We start from the raw sequence: 17,505 nt of genomic DNA, 5'->3' as shown, positions 1-17,505 counted from the left end.
GTCGCCCAGCTGAACGCGCGGACGTGAATGGGCGAAGTGCGGCTGACGGCACGGTAATTCCCACCCCCGGTGGGTGACAGCCGCTGCAACTTTCGGCACTGTGGGGTTGTCGAACCGCCGTCCATTCTGCGTTCGTCTCCTCAGGACTCCCCATTCGGCCGCGCCGCGGTCGCGAAGCCTCCTCGATGAAACTCAAGACCACTTCCGCCTCCGTCCTCGTCGCCCTCGCGCTGGCCTCCCCCGTGGCACTGCTCGCGCAGTCCGACAGCGCGGACCAGAAGACCTCGCAGGTCGAACGGCCACAGCACGAAAAGCCGAACCTGATCAAGTCGATGGAGCCCTCGCCGCTGCCGCGCGCGGCGACCGCCGACCAGACCACGGCGGCCAAGCTCGTCTACGGCCTGCTCTCCGACAGCCGCTACGCGTACCGCCCGGTCGCGCTGGACGACACACTCTCGGCCGACATCTACAAGCGCTACCTGGAAGCGCTCGATGGCGGCAAACAGTTCTTCACCGCGCAGGACATCGCCAAGTTCGACGCGCACAAACTCAAGTTCGACGACGCGATCAAGAGCGGCGACCTCGCGCCGGCCTACGCGATCTTCGCCACCTACAAGCAGCGCGTGGACCAGCGCGTGGGCTACGCGCGCACGCTGCTCAAGCAGGACATCTTCGATTTCACCGGCACCGATCGCTACGAGTACGACCGCGAGGACGCGCCGTGGGCGACCGACGAGGCCGCGCTGGACACGCTGTGGAAGGCGTCGGTGCGCAACGACTGGCTGCGCCTGAAGCTCGCCGGCAAGAAGCCGGACGACATCCGCAAGACGCTCGACAAGCGCTACACCAACATGGGCAAGTCGATCGCCGAGCTGAAGGGCGAGGACGTGTTCCAGACCTTCCTCAACAGCTACGCCAACTCGGTCGATCCGCATACCGACTACTTCACGCCGAAGACCGCCGACAACTTCAACGTGTCGATGTCGCTCTCGCTGGAAGGCATCGGCGCGGTGCTGCAGAAGCAGGACGACGTGGTCGCGATCCGCGAGATCGTGCCCGGCGGCCCCGCCGGCAAGTCCGGCAAGCTCAAGCCCGGCGACCGCGTGGTCGGCGTGGGGCAGGGCGAAAGCGGCGCGATGGAGGACGTGATCGGCTGGCGCATCGACGACGTCGTCGCCAAGATCCGCGGCGCCAAGGGCACCAAGGTGCGCCTGGACGTGATCCCGGCCGAAGCGGGCCTGGACAGCCAGCCGCAGCGGCTGGTGCTGGTGCGCGACAAGGTGCGCCTGGAAGACCAGGCCGCCAAGTCGAAGGTCATCACCATTCCCGGCAAGGAAGGCGCGCCCGAGCAGCGCATCGGCGTGATCGAACTGCCCGGCTTCTACCAGGACTTCGAAGGCCGCCGGAAGAACAGCAACGATTACGCCTCGGCCACCCGCGACGTCGCCAAGCTGCTGGAAGAGCTGCGCGGCCAGAACGTCGATGGCGTCGTGCTCGACCTGCGCAACAACGGTGGCGGCTCGCTCAACGAAGCGATCGAACTCACCGGCCTGTTCATCGACCGTGGCCCGGTCGTGCAGGTGCGCGAGTCCGGCGGCCGCGTCAGCGTGGAAGGCGACAGCGACACCGGCATCGCGTGGGAAGGCCCGCTGGCGGTGCTGATCAACCGTGGTTCGGCCTCGGCGTCGGAGATCTTCGCTGGCGCGATCCAGGATTACGGTCGCGGCCTGGTCATCGGCGAAACGAGCTTCGGCAAGGGCACGGTGCAGAACCTGGTCGACCTCGACCGCTGGCCGGCCAACGAGGAAGCGCGTTTCGGCCAGGTGAAGCTGACCATCGCGCAGTTCTTCCGCGTCAGCGGCGGTTCGACGCAAAACAAGGGCGTGGTGCCGGACGTGGCCTTCCCGGTCTCGGTCGACGCGAGCGAGTACGGCGAAAGCACCTACGACAACGCGCTGCCGTGGACCCGCATCTCGGCCGTGCCGCACACCACCTACGGCAACTTCTCGCCGCTGCTGCCGCAGCTGGAATCGCTGCACACCGCGCGCATCGCCGGCGACAAGGAATTCCAGTGGTGGAGCGAGGACGTCGCGCAGTTCCGCGAGGAGCGCGCGAAGAAGTGGGTCAGCCTCAACGAAGCCGATCGCCGCGCCGAACGCGACCGCGAGGAAGCCAAGCGCAAGTCGCGCCAGGAACAGCGCAAGGCGCTGGGCCTGGACCTCGATCCGCTGGCCGACGACTACAACGACGACGGCCTCGCCGCGAACGAGCGCGACATCGCCAAGGACGCCGAACGCGAGAAGCTGGCCGACAAGCGTCCCGACCCGCTGCTTCGCGAATCGGCCGCGATCCTCGCCGACGCGGTGCGCCTGCTGAACAACGATCGCCAGCTCTCGGCGCAGGTCCTGCCGACGGCGACGACGCTGGGACACTGGGCGGACTGACATCACGCCGGGGGAAATCCCCACGCGAGGCAAAACAAGAATCGGATAGCGGGCGCCCTCGGGCGCCCGTTACTGTTTGGGCCATGAACACCGCCCGCCAGATGCGCGACAAGCTCGATCACGCCCGCCGCCTCCTCGACGACGGCGAGCCGACGCTGCACGAACTCGCCGCCGACGTCGGTCTCAGCGCCTCGCACCTGCAGCGCCGCTTCACCGAGCGCTTCGGTCTGAGCCCGGCGGAGTACCTGTCGCAACGCAAGCTCGGCACGCTGAAGGGCGCGCTGCGCGAGGGCAGCGACGTGAGCGCGGCGCTGTACGACGCCGGCTACGGCTCGCCGTCGCGCGTCTACGAAGGCGGCGCGGCGAAGCTCGGCATGACGCCCGCGCGTTATCGCGCCGGCGGCGAGGGCGAGCAGATCCGCTGGAGCATCGCCGACACCGCGCTCGGCCAGGCGCTGGTCGCGACGACCGAACGGGGCATCTGCATGATCGAACTGGGCGACGACGCGGCGATGCTGGAAGCGCGGTTGCACGAGGAATTCCCGAAGGCGCAGTTGGAACGTGTGGACGCCGGACGCGACGAGTTCCTCGCTCCGCGCCTGCGCGCGGTGGCCGACGCGCTCGCCGGGCGGCAAGCACAGGTGCCGGTGGATCTCATCGGCACCGCGTTCCAGAAGAAAGTGTGGGACGCGCTGATGAAGATCCCGCGCGGACAGACGCGCAGCTACGCGCAGATAGCGCAGCAGATCGGGCACCCGCGCGCCTCGCGCGCGGTGGCCAATGCGTGCGGGCAGAACCATCTGGCGATCGTCGTGCCGTGCCATCGCGTCGTGCGCGGCGATGGTTCGCTGGGCGGTTATCGGTGGGGGCTGCCGATGAAGCAGCGCGTGTTGGAGCGTGAGCGCGTCGCGTGAAGGCAGCTCCCCTGTGGCCGGATAAGCATGGCGAACTGACGCACCCTCCCCTGCGAATGCAGGGGTGAGGAGGGGACGTTTGCGCGCCACTGGCGCGCGTCGCGACGAACGCCATCGGGCTATGCCCGATGGCCGCGAGTTGGGGAGGGGTGAAGTGGAGCACCGCGGCGCTGACGAGTGCAGACGCAACCTTCAACGCAGCGACGTAAGTGCCAGCCGCATCACTACATCGCACGTCCCGCCCCTCACCCAATCCCTATCAGCTCCGCACTTCCTTCGGTCACCGAAGGGAGAGGGGCCAAATGCGCCCTCATCTGCGAATGCAGGAGAGGGTTGGGAGCGCTGACGAGTGCAGACGCAAACTTCAACGCAGCAACGTAAGTACCAGCCGCATCACGTCCCACACCTCACCCAACCCCTCTCAGCTCCGCACTCCCTTCGGTGACCGAAGGGAGAGGGGCCAAATGCTCCCTCCTCTGCGAATGCAGGAGAGAGTTGGGGAGGGGTGAAGTGAAGCACCGCAGCGCTGACGAGTGCAGACGCAACCTTCAACGCAGCGACGTAAGTATCAGCCGCATCATTACATCGCACGTCCCACACCTCACCCAACCCCGCTCAGCTCCGCACTCCCTTCGGTCACCGAAGGAAGAGGGGCCAAATGCTCCCTCCCCTTCGAATGCAGGGGATGGTTGGGAGGGGTGAAGTGCAAGCGACAGCGCCCGGTCCGCACGTCACGCCTCCCCGGGGGCGCTTCGCTTACCCGGGCTACAGAAGCGCAAGGCCACCGTTCGTCGGCGACGCGCGCTGTACCGCCGCTCGGCAATGGCACCAGCACCCATTCCGGAGGACGCTGGCCCACGTCGCCATCAGGAGATGCCCCATGTACCGCCATCTGTGCGTCCCAACCGATGGATCGGAGCTGTCGGACCGAGCGGTCGAACAGGCGTTGGCGCTCGCCCATTCGCTGCGCGCCAGAGTGACGGCGTTGCGCGTCACCACGCCTTACCACGTGTTCGCGATCACCCCGGAGCAGCTGATGGTCGGCGTGGTCGATTACAACCGCGTCGTGCACGACGCCGCACGCCGGCAACTGGACGACGTGAGCGCCAAGGCGCAGGCGCTGGGCATCCACTGCGACACGCTGGTGATCGAGGACGAATCGCCGTACCGGGCCATCATCGCCATCGCCCGGGAGCGTGGCTGCGATCTCATCGCGATGGCCTCGCACGGACGGCGCGGCATCGACGCGCTGGTGCTGGGCAGCGAGACGGTCAAGGTGCTGACCCATTCCACGATGCCGGTGCTGGTGTTCCGCGGAACCGCGTGAGCCGTCCGCACCGGTCGCGGTGCGCAGCCGTTACTTGCGACGCCGCGTCGGCACGCGCGTGGGCACCTGCAGGCCCGACTTCACCACGTCGAACACCATCCGCGTTTCGTAACGCTTGATGTTGCCTTCGTCCATGAAGAGGCGATCGGCGACCTCGCGGCAATGCGCGACGCCGGTGGTGCACAGGATCACCAGGTAATCCCACTCGCCGGCCAGTGTGTAGCACTGCTGCACTTCCGGCGCGGCGCGCATGCGGGCGTGGAAGGCGGCGTGCAGCTTGGCCGACTCGCGCTCCATCGCCACCAGCACCGTCGCCAGCGTGGTCGTGCCGAGCAGCGTCGAATCGAGCACCGCCACCTCGCGCATCAACCCCTGCTTGCGATAGCGCGTAATGCGCCGCTGCACGGCGCTGGCCGACAGGCCGACCGCCTCGCCCAGCGCGGTCAACGTCGCCGCGCTGTCGCGCTGGAGCAGCTCGAGCAGGCGGTGGTCGAACTCATCCAGTGCGACGGGCGTTTGCGGCATGCAAAATTCTTGCGTGCAGGCGCACGATTTATCAAGCACGTCGCGGCCTTCGCGCGTTACGCTTCGCCTATCCGAACGACTTCCGGCACCGCGCGTGCGGCGCTTCTGTCCCAACGGGCAGGAACGCTCCCACCGCACGGTGCCTCGATGTCGTCCGGCGTTCGCGGCCGGCGCAACGCTGTGTTTCCCGCCGTCGCGTTCATCCAGAGCAGTGCCGCACCTCCACCCCACGCATGGAATCCGCATGAGCACCGCTTCACCCACCGGCCGGGCCGCCCCCGGCGCGCTGGCCGTTGCCTTCGCCCTGGCCTCGGTCTACATCCTCTGGGGCTCCACGTACCTGGCGATCCGCTTCGCGCTGGAGAGCTACCCGCCGTTCCTGCTCGGCGCCGGCCGCATGTTCCTCGCCGGGCTGATCATGTACGTCGTGCTGCGCGCACGCGGCGTCGCCTCGCCGACCGGCCGGCAATGGCGCACGCTCTGGGTGCTTTCGATCTGGATGGTGCTGCTGTCCAACGGCCTGGTGAACCTGGCCGAGACCGAGGTCGGCTCCGGCCTGGCCGCGATCGCCGTCGCCTCGATGCCGCTGTTCGCCGGCGTGTTCGCGATGCTGCGTGGGCGCCATCCGTCGAAGGTCGAATGGGTCGGCCTGATCATCGGCTTCCTCGGCGTGCTCTGGCTCAACGCGGGCGGCGAGCTGTCGTCCTCCACGCTCGGCCTCATCTGCCTGGTGATCGCCCCGATCGCCTGGGCCTGGGGCTCGATCTGGAGCCGCGACCAGGACCTGCCGCAGCCCTTCATGTCGGCCGCCGGGCAGATGCTCACCGGCAGCGTGTGGATGCTGATCGCCGCGGTCATCCACGGCGAGCGCATCACACAGATGCCGTCGATGTCGGCCACCGCCGCGATGTTCTACCTCGTCGTCGCCGGCTCGATCTTCGGCTTCACCGCCTACATCTGGCTGCTGCACCACGTGCGCCCGGCGCTGGCGACCAGCTATGCGTACGTGAACCCGCCGATCGCGGTGCTGTTCGGCGCCTTGATTGGCGGCGAACGCTTCACCGCGCACGACCTCGGCGCGATGGCGGTGATCCTGCTCGGCGTGGTGATCATCACGCTGTCGAAGGCGCGCGCTGCGAAGCCCGCCGCGCCGGCGCCCGCCGTATCCACGACGTCGTCCTCGGAGCCGGCCGCATGAGTCCCCACCACGACACCCGCAACGGCCTGTGGATCGCCGCGGCGTCCTTCGTCCTGTGGGGCCTGATGCCGCTGTACTGGCACCTGCTGAAGAACGTGCCGTCGCTGCAGATCGTGCTGCACCGGATCGTGTGGAGCGCGCTGCTCGTCGCCGGCTGGCTGGCGTGGAAGCAGGGACGCGGCTGGCTGAAGGCGACGCTCGCGCGACCGCGCGCGGCGTGGATGCTGCTGCTGAGCGGCGTGCTCATCGCCTTCAACTGGGGCCTGTACATCTGGGCGGTGAACGCCGGCCACGTGGTCGAAAGCAGCCTGGGCTACTTCATCAATCCGCTGATCAGCGTCGTGCTGGGCGTGGTGTTCCTGCACGAGCGGCTCACGCGGATGCAGTGGCTCTCCGTCGCGCTGGCGACGGCGGGCGTGGCGTGGCTCACCTGGCAGTACGGGCAGCCGCCGTGGATCGCGCTCGGATTGGCGCTCTCGTTCGGCCTGTACGGCCTGATCCGCAAGCTCGTCGCGGTGGATGCGGTGAGCGGCCTCGGCGTGGAAGGCGTGTACCTGTTCCTGCCCGCGCTGGCGCTGCTGCTGTGGAGCGAGACGCATGGCGCCGGCGGCTTCGGCGGTGGTTACGGGATCGCGGCCGACGCGCTGCTGATCTTCGCCGGCGTGCTGACCGCGCTGCCGCTGATCGGTTTCGCCTACGCCGTACGGCGCGCGCCGCTGTCGGTGGTCGGGTTGATGCAGTACATCGCACCGACGATCCAGTTCCTGCTGGGCGTGCTGTTCTTCGGCGAAGCCTTCGATCGCGACCGTGCCACCGGCTTCGTCTTCATCTGGATCGCGCTGGCGATCTTCGCCGGCGAAGGCCTGTGGCGGGCGCGTCGCCAGGCGGCGATCGCGGCGACGGCATGAGGGCATGGCCATGGACAGGACCACGCTGAACGCACTCGCGTTGTTCCCGCTGCAACTGGAGGCGCACTACAAGGCGATTCCGGTGTCGCACCGCCATTGGGCGCCGCCCAGCTGGGACGGCATTCCGAGCGAGCGCTTCACCGCGATCGAACAACTGTGCCACGTGCGCGACATCGAGATCGAGGGCTACCAGGAGCGCATCCGCCGCACGCTGGAGGAATCGCATCCGCGGCTGCCGTCGATCGAAAGCGAGCCGCTGGCGATCGAACGCGACTACGCGCGCGCCGATGCCGAAGCGGTGCTGCACGCCTTCCGCGACGCGCGTGCGCGCACGGTGGAAACGATCGCGCGGCTGGACGAGGCGCAACTCGCGCGCACGGCGGAGTTCGAAGGCTACGGCCCGCTCACCCTGCGCAGCCTGGTGCACTACCTGTGCAGCCATGACCAGCAGCACCTGGCGGGGTTGCAGTGGCTGCTGGGCAAGATCGAAGCGGAGCGGGTGCTGAAGGCGGGCGTGTAAGCGCGTGCCGCTCCCTGCCGTGTTCGTCAGCGCCAAACCGCCGTCCTGAGGCCGCCCTTCCCGCGAAGGCGGGAATCCATCGCTCCGGCTTGTCACGCTGTCCGGAGCATCGCCGACTCTGGACCCCCGCCGCGCGACTGCGCGGAGACGACAGCAAAGAAAGAGGCCGCGATCCCTCGCGGCCTCTTCGTCGTGCTGCTTCCGGACAGCCCGCGGCTTACGCCGCCCGCAGCGCATCCGTCACCGGCAACCGCGCGGCGCGCAGGGCCGGGAACAGACCGCCGACGAAACCGATCGCCAGCGCCCACTTCAGTCCCGTCCACATCACGGCCGGCGTGACCTTGAACTCGAACGTCAGCTGCCCCACGCCGCCGGCGATCGTCGACGCCGTGTAGCCGTTGAAGATGAGCCACGCGAGCAGGCCGCCGATCAGGCCGCCGACCAGCGCCAGCAGCATCGTCTCCAGCATCACCGCCACCACCACCGGCACCGAGCGGAAGCCGATGGCGCGCAGCGTGGCGATCTCGCGCGCACGCGTCGCGACGGTGGCGAACATGGTGTTGAGCGCGCCGAACACCGCGCCGATCGCCATGATCGCGCCGACCACGATGCCGATCACGCGGATGATCTTCACCATCTGCTCGGACTGCTTGCTGAAGTACTCCAGCGTGGTGGTGGCGTCGGTGTCCAGGCGCGGATCGGCCGCGAGCGCCGCCTTGAACGTCTTGAACGCCCCGGCGTTCTCCAGCCGCGCCGTGACCGACGTGCGCGTGCTGCCGCGCCGGTACGTGGTCGCCACGACCTCGGCGTCGGCCCAGACCTCGGACTCCATCGCGTCGCCCGAACGGAACGCGCCGACGACCGTCCACAGATCGCTGCCGATGCGCACCTGCTTGCCGACCTCCAGCCCGCGGAACTGCCGCTGCGCACCGACGCCAACGACTATCTCGCGCATGCCGGTGTTGAAGCGGCGGCCTTCGACCAGTTTGACGTTCGGACGCACCGCCCAGGCCTGCTCGCCGACGCCGCGCAGCTGCACGCTGCCGTCCTCGTCCGGGCCGCCGTCGCGCAACGGCAGGTTGGCCGCGACGACCAGCTCGGCCGACGCGACCGGACGCCCCTGCGCATCGCGCGCGATGCCCGGCGCCTGGGCGATCACGTTGATGTTGTCGAGGCTGAGCGTGGACATCACTTCCGCCGCCGACGCGCCGCGCAGCACGATCGCGGTGTCCTCGCTGCCGCTGCGGCGCAGCGTTTCGCGATAGCCCTCCGCCATCGCCAGCATCGCCACCAGCACCGCCACCACGCCGGCGATGCCGATCACGATCACCGACGACGAACCCAGGCGCTGTCGCAGCGTCGACACGCCCACCTGCGTCACCGAACCGGCCTGCCGGCCGCGGCGGGTGAGCAGCACCCACAGCGCGAACAGCACCGCGAGCACCAGCAGCGCATACCACGGCAGCGCCAGCCAGCCGACCAGGCCCAGCACCACGACCAGCAGCAGGCCGAGGCCGCCAAAGAACGATTTCACCTTCTTCATGGGGATCTCCTTAGCGGCCCGACAGCGCGTCGACGATGTTCAGGCGCATCGCACGCAGCGCCGGCAATGCGCCGACCAGCAATCCGATGCCGACCATCAGCGCCACGCCCAGCGCCCAGCTGTTCAGACCGACCGGCGGCATGTTGATCATTCCGCCGCTGCCGAGATTGACGATCGGCCCGAGCACCGCGGCCAGCGCGAGCCCCAGCGCGCCGCCGATCAGCACCAGCAGCACCGATTCGGTCAGCACCAGTCCGAGCACGCTGCGGTTGCTGAAGCCGATGGTCTTGAGGATCGCCAGTTCCGGGATGCGCTCGCGCACCGCCTGCGCCATGGTGTTGCCGGTCAGCAGGAGCAGCGTGAAGAACACCGCGCCCATGATCGAGGTCACGATCATGCCGATGTTCGCCGTCTGCTTCATCCACGACGCGAACGCCGCCTGCTCGGTCATCGTCTTGGTTTCGTTCGACGAATTGGCCGACAGCGCGTCGATGCGCTTGGCGACACGATCGGCCTGGTTCGCATCGGCGACCTTCACCACGTACCAGCCCACCTCGCCGCGGTTGTACGGCGTGGACTCGTCGAAGTACTTCCACTGCATCAGCACCAGGCTGTCGTACCAGCCGCCGCTCTTCTTGTCCTTGGCGCGCAGCGTGCCGACGATGTCGAAGCTCCAGTTCTTGGTGCCGTCGCTGTTGGGGAAGATCGTCGACTGCAGCGGGATCTTCTGGCCGACCTTCCAGCCGAAGCGCTTCATCAGCGTCTCGCCGACCAGGATGCCCGTGCGCGTGTTGTCGAACGCCTCGCGCTGCGCCGGATCGACCTCGATCTCCGGATACAGGTCCAGGTAATTCGGCGCCACCGCGAAACTGAAGATCTGGTTGCGCGGGTCCTGGTACGCGCCGCCGAACCAGTTGGCGTAGGTGACGGTGGACACGCCGTCGACCTGCTTGATGCGCTCGTTCAGCGCGAGCGGCAGGGTCTGGATGAACGACAGGCGCGAGCCCGTCTGCAGGCGCTGCGCGCCGGCGGCGCTCTTGCCGGCTTCGGCGAAGCTCTCGCGCACGCCGTTGAGCAGGCCGAACAGCAGGAACGCGGCGAGGATCGACAGCAGCGTCAGCACGGTGCGCGTCTTGCGCCGGAACAGCTCGGCCCAGATCAGGTGCAGGTATTTCATGGCGTTGCCTCCTGGCTCATGCCGCGTGCGCGGCCTGCTCGACCAGCGTGCCCTTGTCCAGATGCAGCGTGTGCGAGGCGTACTCGGCGGCCTTCGGGTCGTGCGTGACCATCACGATGGTCTTGCCGTGGTCGCGGTTGAGCGCCTGCAGCAGCGTGAGGATCTCCTCGGCCGACTGGCGGTCGAGATCGCCGGTGGGCTCGTCGCAGATCAGCAGCATCGGATCGGAGACGATCGCGCGCGCGATCGCCACGCGCTGCTGCTGGCCGCCGGAGAGTTCGTTCGGACGATGCCTGCCGCGCTCGGCCAGGCCGACCAGCTGCAGCGCGATCTCGGCGTTGCGCTTGCGCTGCGCCGCGCCCAGGTTGGTGAGCAGCAGCGGCAGTTCGACGTTCTTCTGCGCGCTGAGCATCGGCATCAGGTTGTAGAACTGGAACACGAAACCGACGTGGTCGCTGCGCCACTGCGACAGCTGGCCGGCGGTGAGCCGGTCGATGCGCTGCCCGCCGACCTCGATCTCGCCCGACGTCGGCGTGTCGAGGCCGCCGATCAGGTTGAGCAGCGTGCTCTTGCCCGAACCGGACGGGCCCATCAGGGCCACGAAATCGCCCTTCTCGATGTCCAGGTCGATGCCGTGCAGCACGTCCACCTTTTCCGGACCGCGCTGATAGGTCTTGTGCAGATTGCGGAGCGAAACCAGGGAAGCCATCGCGTTTGCCTCGTCAACGGTCGGGCGACGTCCCCGACATGAACGGAAAACGACGCGGGGGACGTCGCCCCGCTGATGCGTGCCATGGCCGTTCGACGAACGGGCGGGGCACATTTCGACATGCCTTTAGCGACAACGTTGTTGCGGGCCGCGCTCCCCCGCGCGTGCGGGGACTACTGCGCGGTGGCGCCGGCGACGCGCACCCGCGCACCGTCGTCCAGTTCCGCCGGGGGATCCAGTACCACTTCGTCGCCCGCGGACAGGCCGGATAGGACCTCACGGTCGTCGCCCAGGCTGCGACCGGTCTTCACCGTGCGCAGTTCGACGCGGTCGGCGTCCTCGCCGGCGATGGCGAAGGCGACGTCGGCACCGTCGCGCTGCGTGAGCGCCGAAGCCGGCACGCGCACGCCGCGCGCGACCGGCGCGGCATCCTTCGGCGGCTCGGTCTGCAGGAAGCGCACGCTGACGCCCATGTCCGGCACGATGCGCGCGTCCTTCTGCTTCAGCGCCACGCGCACCTTCACCGTGGCCTTGCCGCGGTCGGCGGCGGGGATGATCGCGATCACCTCGCCCGGAATCTTCCAGTCCGGATAGGCGTTGAGCATGGCTTCGATCGGCATCTTCGGCTGCACGCGGCCGATGAACGCTTCGCCGACCTCGACTTCGACTTCCAGCGAATCCATGTCGACGATGGTGCCGATGCCGGTACGCGTGAAGCCGCCGGTGGCGAGCGGCGAGACGATCTCGCCTGGCTGCGCGGCCTTGGCCGTGATCACGCCGGCGAACGGCGCGCGCACGATGGTGTTGTCCACGCCGATGTCGGCGATGCGCAGGCGGTCGCTGGCGACCTTGGCGTTGCGTTCGGAGGTGATCAGCTCCGCGCGCAGCGAATCGCGCGCGGCGACGGCCTCGTCGTACTGCGCCTTCGAGACCAGCTGCTGCTGTACCAGCGTGGAGAGACGGCGCGCGTTGGCTTCGGCCTCCGACAGCTGCGCGCGCACGCTTTCGACCTGGCTGCGCGCGGCGCTGTGCTGCGCGCTGGCGAGCGTGCGTTCGGCGTCGGCGTCGAGCGGATCGAGCGTGGCCATGACCTGGCCTTCCTCGACCTTCATGCCTTCCTCGATGAACACCTCGCGCACCTTGCCGGTGATCTTCGCCGACACGGTCGCCATGCGGCGTGCGACGACGTAGCCGGTGGCGTCGAGCACCGAGCCGCTGCTGCTGCCGTTGCCGATGGCGGCGACCGTCGCGGTGCGCACTTCCACGCCGCGCGTACGGCCGAACACCGCCCAGGCGACGAGCGCGAGCACGAGCAATGCCGCGACCGCGGCCAGCGCGATCCACAGCCCGCGATGCGAGGTGGGCGGCGGCGGTGCCGAGCGGTCGATCCGCAGTTCCTTCAGCAAATCGGCAGAGTTGTTCATCGACGATCCGGACGATGGGAAGGGGGGCAAGTGTGGGCAGCGGGCGGAGCCGCGCCAAGGGGCCGGAAGTAACTTTCTACGGCCGCGACGGTGCCAAGGGTATTCGATGCGGGAGGGCGGGTCACCTTGGAGGGATTCGCGTGGCGCCGGAATGTCGGCAACGCTGGCGCGCATCCCGACGAACGCCATCGGGCCACCCGGGGCCTGTCACGCCAACCCGGGTGCGCTTCGCCTACCCGGGTTACGTAGGAGGAATCAGGCAGCCCTCAAGCAGCCGCGTACTGCTTCAACAACGCATACGCACCGCGCAGGCCCTGCGCCTCGCCGCCCGCGGGACGTCCCGGCCGGTCGTTGTCGTTCCAGCTGTACACATCCAGGTGCGCCCACTTCTGCGCCGGCGGCACGAAGCGGTCCAGGTACACCGCGGCGGTGATCGAGCCGGCCATCTTCGACGGCCCGCCATTGGCGATGTCCGCGACGTTGCTGACGAGATAGCGCACATAGGGCCGCCACAGCGGCATCCGCCACAGCGGATCGCGCAGCTGCATGCCCGCGTCGAGCCATTGCTGCGCCACCCCGTCGTCGTTGCTGTACAGCGCCGGCAGGTCCGGACCCAGCGCGATGCGCGCCGCGCCGGTGAGCGTGGCGAAGTCCAGCAGCAGCGCCGGCTGCATCTCCGACGCATACGTCAGCGCATCGCACAGGATCACGCGGCCTTCGGCATCGGTGTTGTCGATCTCGACCGTGACGCCCTTTCGCGTGTCGACGACTTCGCCCGGGCGGAACGCGTTCGGCCCGACCGCGTTCTCCACCGCCGGCACCAGCAGCGTGATGCGCAGCGGCAGATTGCGCGCCATCACCAGTTCGGCCAGCGCGATCGCGTGCGCCGCGCCGCCCATGTCCTTCTTCATGTTGCGCATGCCGTCGGCGGGCTTCAGGTCCAGACCGCCCGTGTCGAAGCACACGCCCTTGCCGACGATGACCACGTGCGGATGCGATTCGTCGCCCCACTGCAGCGAGATCAGGCGCGGCGCACGATGGCTCGCGCGTCCGACCGCGTGGATCGCCGGGAAATTGCGCGTGATCAGGTCGTCGCCGCTCACCACCTCGATGCGCGCGCCGAAGCGTTCGGCGATCTCGCACGCCACCTGTTCCAGCTGGTCCGGCCCCATGTGCTCGGTCGGCGTGTTGACCAGGTCGCGCACGCGCACGCAGGCGGCGAGTTGCGCGAACGCATCCGCATCCGCCTGCGCGATCGCCAGTTCCGCCGGCGCGCGCAGCGGTGCGCGGTACCGATTGAAGCGGTACGCGCCCAGGCCCCAGCCCAGCTGCAATGCGAAGCGCGCGTCCGCCGACAGGTCGCCCGCCACCGCGAACGCGCGCGGCGGCAGCGCATGCGGCGCATGGCCGTAGGCGAACGGATCGAGCATGTCGCCCACGCCGATCACCGCACCGGCGATGCCGCCGTCGCTGCCGGGCAGCGTGATCGCGGAGAACGGCGAGCCGTCGAAGCCCTGCGCATCGAGCCACGCGCCGATGGGGGCGGGCTGCGACGAACGCCACGAGGCGAGGGTGTCGCGCGTGACGACGTGCAGCGGCAACGCGTGGGCGGTGGTGGGGTCGGCGAATCCGGACGGCAGGCTCATGCGGCGGCGATTTCCAGGGGTTGCGCCGCGTCCAGCCAGTCGGCCAGTTCGGCGAGGGTGGTGAATTCGAGATCGGGGCGCACGTCGTCGTGCGGCCATTGCGCGCCGATGCGGTTGATCCAGCAACTGCGCAGCCCCGCGCGATGCGCGCCGACGACGTCCATCTCGATGTCGTCGCCCACGTGCAGCACTTCGTGCGGCGCGAACGGAAAGCGCGCGCAGGCGGCGTGGAAGATGCCCGCGTGGGGCTTGGGCGTGCCGTGTTCGCGCGCGCCGAGCTGGAAGACGAAATGCGCGTGGATGCCGACGCGCGCGAGATCCGCGTTGCCGTTGCTGATCGCCGCCAGCGGCACGCGCGCGGCCAGGCGCGCCAGCGCGTCGAGCGTGTCCTCGTAGAACTCCACGCGGTTGCGCTCGTCGTAGAAGGCTTCGAACGCGGCTTCCGCGTGCAGCGGATCGTCGCCGGCGTCCTCCATCGCGCGCACCAGGCTCAGCAGGCGCAGCCGGCTGAAGTCGTGGGCGAGGTCGGGACGCTCGGCATACATGCGTTCGCGCAACTCGCGCATGGCTTCGATCGGATAGCGCTGCGCGGTGCGCGGGCAGTGCGTGGTGAGCCAGTCGTGCAGCACGCGCTCGACCCGCGCACCGATCGGCGCGAAGGGCCACAGCGTGTCGTCGAGGTCGAGGGTGATCGCGCGGACGGGGAAAGCCATCCGGCGATTTTAGCCTCACCGGGCGCGACGACCGTCCGTCGCCTGCGCGAGCCCGCGAGATGGGCTTTGCGGACGCGGTCGCGGTTCGCGGGTGCGCGGCGGGTGTATCCGGGCATGGCACGCGCGGAGCCTGCTCCACCAGCGCGCGTGCGGATCGCATCCCGGGCGCCCCGGACGGCTCGCGCGCCCCGTCGCGGCGCTGCCGCACTCAAGGAGGATTCCATGCGCAACATCCCGCTCATCCGCTTCGTGCGTTCCCTCGCCATCGTCGCGCTGCTGCTGGCGATGGCCGGCCCCGCCAGCGCCGGCCGCTGGCCGTACATCCAGACCTTCTTCGACGACGCCGGCAACGCGGTCGGCTGGCAGATCGGCCATTGCGACAACAGCTACAGCTTCTTCGGGGTGCGCACGGAGGTTTATACGATCGAGCCGTTGGCGTGCCCGGGGGGCTAGCTGCTGCTTCTGCTGCTGTTTTTGCGCCCTCTCCTGCGAATGCAGGGGAGGGTGAAGTCGGACACGTCAGCGCTGACGAAGGCCTTCGTGGCCTTTGTAGCCCGGATAAGGCCGCAGGCCGCACCCGGGGGCAGCGTCACCGGAGACGCAACACCCGGGTGCGCTTCGCTTACCCGGGCTACAAGAGCCGTACCGCACGCACGCTCCGCGACGAAGGCCTTCGTGGCCCTTGCAGCCCGGGTAAGGCCGCAGGCCGCACCCGGGGCAGCGTCACCGGAGACGCAACACCCGGGTGCGCTTCGCTTACCCGGGCTACAGGAGCTACAGGAGCCGCACCGCACGCACGCCCCGCAGCGCGACGGGCTCAATCAAACGCTCACTCCAACAACTTCGCCCACCCCGTCAGCCCCTCGATGCGCGCCAGCACCAGCTTCACGCACACCAGCAGCGGCACGGCGAGCAGCAGTCCGATGATCCCCCACAGCCATCCGAACACCATCAGCGCCAGGATCAGCACCAGCGGCGACAGCCGCATGCTGTGGCCCAGGATGATCGGCGTGACGATCTGCCCCTCCAGCGTGTGCAACGCCAGGTAGATGCCCGCCGGCAGCAGCGACGGCCACAGGTCGTCGAAGGCGACGAAGCCCATCAGCAGCATGATGATGATGCCGATCAGCGGACCCACGTACGGCGCGAAATTGAGGATCGCCGCCATCGTGCCCCACAGCAGCGCCTCCTGCATCGGCACGCCCAGCCAGTACAGCGATCCCGCCAGCGCGAGCCCGAGGCAGGTGTTGATCACGGTGATGGTCAGCACGTAGCGCGAGATCGCCCGCTCGATGGACGTGAGGATGTCCACCGTGAGCTTCTTCTGCTGCCGCGTGGAAAGCAGCGCGATCGCGTTGCGCTGCAGTTGCTGCCCGTACACCATGAAGAAGAACGTCAGCAGCACCACCGCCAGCACGGAGGCCGCGCGTCGCGGCGTGGCGGTCAGCACCTTGTACGGTTCGTTGGCTTCGGTGCGGATCACCTGCACCGGACGGCTGCTCTCGCCACCGGCCGCGCGCGCGATGTTCTGCGCGGCCTTGTTCGCATCCAGCATCGGCTTGTAGAGATCGCGCAGCTTCGGCGCGACCTGCTTCATCTCGCGCGGCACCTGGCGGATCCATTCGCCGGCCGGTTCGATCAGCTGGTTGGCCAGTGCCCCGGCGACGAACAGCCCGCCCAGCAGCACCACCAGCGCGCTGAGGAAACGCGGCACGTACAGGCGCTGCAGTCCGCGGATGATCGGGTTGCCGATCAGCGCGAAGAACATCGCCAGCAGGATCGGCAGCACCAGTTCCTGTGCCGCCCACAAGGTGAAGAGCACCGCGAGCGTCGCCAGCACCACCGCGGCGGTGGACGAACGCGGCCTCGGCGCGGCTGGCGGACTGGGAGGAAGCTCGCCGTCCTCGTCGAGCGCGACCGCGTTGTCGGCGGCGGCCGCCGGGGGCTGCGCGCTCATGGCGCCACCTGGTCGACGGTGGCGGTGCGCGCGGCGCGTGCGCGCGCTTCGGCCTGGGCGAGGGCGAAGGTCTCGTCGTCGAGATCGTCCGCCACCGCATCCGGATGCACGCTCGCCACCGCGGCGGCCACGCCCGGATCGACCGCGACGCCAGCCGCGATCTTCTCCTCGGCGACTTCTTCCTTCGCCTCGGTCGCCTGGTCGGCGGCGACCTTCGCGCTGCCGCCGGCCACGAGCGAGGAAACCAGCGAGACGATGTGCATCAGCCCGCCGCTCTTGCCGAGCGCGCGGATCGGCTCGGCGCGGCCGATCACGAACCCGCTCGCGAGCCCCGCGACGATGATCCGGCCCGGCGTCCACGCCGCCAGCCACGACGCCTTGAGTTGCCGCACATCGTCGACCACCTCGCGCTCGCGCGCCTCCACGACGTCCTCGCACTGGTGCACCTTGGCGATCAGCTGCTTGAACGTCGGCTTTTTCGGCTTGAGGACCATGGCGTC

15 protein-coding genes and 1 pseudogene are annotated in these 17,505 nt (G+C 68.8%); 7 read left to right on the top strand and 9 right to left on the bottom strand.

The window, feature by feature from the left end:
* Positions 1 to 185: 185 nt before the first annotated feature.
* The 3 genes from I4U41_RS06290 to I4U41_RS06280 all read left to right on the top strand — a co-directional run bounded on the left by I4U41_RS06290 (position 186) and on the right by I4U41_RS06280 (position 4,685).
* Positions 186 to 2,444 carry a carboxy terminal-processing peptidase gene (locus I4U41_RS06290; RefSeq protein WP_206860229.1) on the top strand — a complete coding sequence of 753 codons (2,259 nt, stop codon included), beginning with the start codon at positions 186 to 188 and terminating at the stop codon, positions 2,442 to 2,444.
* A gap of 83 nt (positions 2,445 to 2,527) precedes the next feature.
* The gene (locus I4U41_RS06285) at positions 2,528 to 3,358 is read left to right on the top strand and encodes a methylated-DNA--[protein]-cysteine S-methyltransferase (RefSeq protein WP_206860228.1); all 831 of its coding nucleotides are present in this window, start codon (positions 2,528 to 2,530) and stop codon (positions 3,356 to 3,358) included.
* An 880-nt stretch (positions 3,359 to 4,238) separates the two neighbouring features.
* Positions 4,239 to 4,685 carry a universal stress protein gene (locus I4U41_RS06280; protein ID WP_206860227.1) on the top strand — a complete coding sequence of 149 codons (447 nt, stop codon included), beginning with the start codon at positions 4,239 to 4,241 and terminating at the stop codon, positions 4,683 to 4,685.
* Positions 4,686 to 4,715: 30 nt separating this feature from the next.
* Here I4U41_RS06280 and I4U41_RS06275 read toward each other — a convergent pair whose 3' ends face one another.
* On the bottom strand, positions 4,716 to 5,210 hold the full coding sequence (locus I4U41_RS06275) for an Lrp/AsnC family transcriptional regulator (protein WP_206860226.1): 495 nt from the start codon (positions 5,208 to 5,210) through the stop codon (positions 4,716 to 4,718).
* 244 nt (positions 5,211 to 5,454) lie between these two features.
* On the opposite strand from I4U41_RS06275, the pseudogene yedA reads away from it, so the two are divergent.
* The 3 genes and pseudogenes from yedA to I4U41_RS06260 form a co-directional block, all read left to right on the top strand.
* Positions 5,455 to 6,342 (top strand): annotated as a pseudogene (gene yedA / locus I4U41_RS06270) (drug/metabolite exporter YedA); the annotation flags it as partial.
* 62 nt (positions 6,343 to 6,404) lie between these two features.
* Entirely contained in the window at positions 6,405 to 7,316 is a 912-nt protein-coding gene (gene rarD / locus I4U41_RS06265; protein WP_206860224.1) for an EamA family transporter RarD, read from the top strand.
* Between the two features lie 4 nt (positions 7,317 to 7,320).
* Positions 7,321 to 7,836 (top strand): DinB family protein, encoded by a 516-nt coding sequence (locus tag I4U41_RS06260; RefSeq protein ID WP_242525005.1) that lies wholly within the window; start codon positions 7,321 to 7,323, stop codon positions 7,834 to 7,836.
* Positions 7,837 to 8,053: 217 nt separating this feature from the next.
* On the opposite strand, the gene I4U41_RS06255 is transcribed toward I4U41_RS06260, so the two are convergent.
* The 6 genes from I4U41_RS06255 to I4U41_RS06230 form a co-directional block, all read right to left on the bottom strand.
* Positions 8,054 to 9,379, bottom strand: a complete 1,326-nt coding sequence (locus I4U41_RS06255) for an ABC transporter permease (protein WP_206860223.1) — start codon at positions 9,377 to 9,379, stop codon at positions 8,054 to 8,056.
* Between the two features lie 10 nt (positions 9,380 to 9,389).
* A complete protein-coding gene (locus I4U41_RS06250; RefSeq protein WP_206860222.1) occupies positions 9,390 to 10,556 on the bottom strand; it encodes an ABC transporter permease in 1,167 nt (388 codons plus the stop codon).
* Positions 10,557 to 10,572: 16 nt separating this feature from the next.
* Positions 10,573 to 11,265: an ABC transporter ATP-binding protein gene (locus tag I4U41_RS06245; RefSeq protein WP_206860221.1), complete on the bottom strand. Its 693-nt coding sequence runs from the start codon at positions 11,263 to 11,265 to the stop codon at positions 10,573 to 10,575.
* A gap of 173 nt (positions 11,266 to 11,438) precedes the next feature.
* Positions 11,439 to 12,689, bottom strand: coding sequence for an efflux RND transporter periplasmic adaptor subunit (locus tag I4U41_RS06240; protein WP_206860220.1), 1,251 nt, complete (start codon positions 12,687 to 12,689; stop codon positions 11,439 to 11,441).
* Between the two features lie 266 nt (positions 12,690 to 12,955).
* Positions 12,956 to 14,335, bottom strand: coding sequence for a leucyl aminopeptidase family protein (locus tag I4U41_RS06235; protein WP_206860219.1), 1,380 nt, complete (start codon positions 14,333 to 14,335; stop codon positions 12,956 to 12,958).
* Entirely contained in the window at positions 14,332 to 15,048 is a 717-nt protein-coding gene (locus I4U41_RS06230; RefSeq protein WP_206860218.1) for an HAD family hydrolase, read from the bottom strand. Before I4U41_RS06230 ends, I4U41_RS06235 begins: the two co-directional genes overlap by 4 nt.
* A 222-nt stretch (positions 15,049 to 15,270) precedes the next feature.
* On the opposite strand from I4U41_RS06230, the gene I4U41_RS06225 reads away from it, so the two are divergent.
* The gene (locus I4U41_RS06225) at positions 15,271 to 15,501 is read left to right on the top strand and encodes a DUF6289 family protein (protein WP_206860217.1); all 231 of its coding nucleotides are present in this window, start codon (positions 15,271 to 15,273) and stop codon (positions 15,499 to 15,501) included.
* A gap of 376 nt (positions 15,502 to 15,877) precedes the next feature.
* Here I4U41_RS06225 and I4U41_RS06220 read toward each other — a convergent pair whose 3' ends face one another.
* Positions 15,878 to 17,005, bottom strand: coding sequence for an AI-2E family transporter (locus I4U41_RS06220; protein WP_206860216.1), 1,128 nt, complete (start codon positions 17,003 to 17,005; stop codon positions 15,878 to 15,880).
* Entirely contained in the window at positions 17,002 to 17,499 is a 498-nt protein-coding gene (locus I4U41_RS06215; protein ID WP_206860215.1) for a hypothetical protein, read from the bottom strand. The genes I4U41_RS06220 and I4U41_RS06215 overlap by 4 nt, the downstream gene beginning before the upstream one ends.
* Positions 17,500 to 17,505: the final 6 nt, after the last annotated feature.

The organism is Lysobacter changpingensis (genome assembly GCF_017308985.1).
GTDB lineage: Bacteria > Pseudomonadota > Gammaproteobacteria > Xanthomonadales > Xanthomonadaceae > Lysobacter_J > Lysobacter_J changpingensis.
Note: the sequence above shows the minus strand (reverse complement) of the source record. Positions and strands in the feature narration are given on the sequence as shown.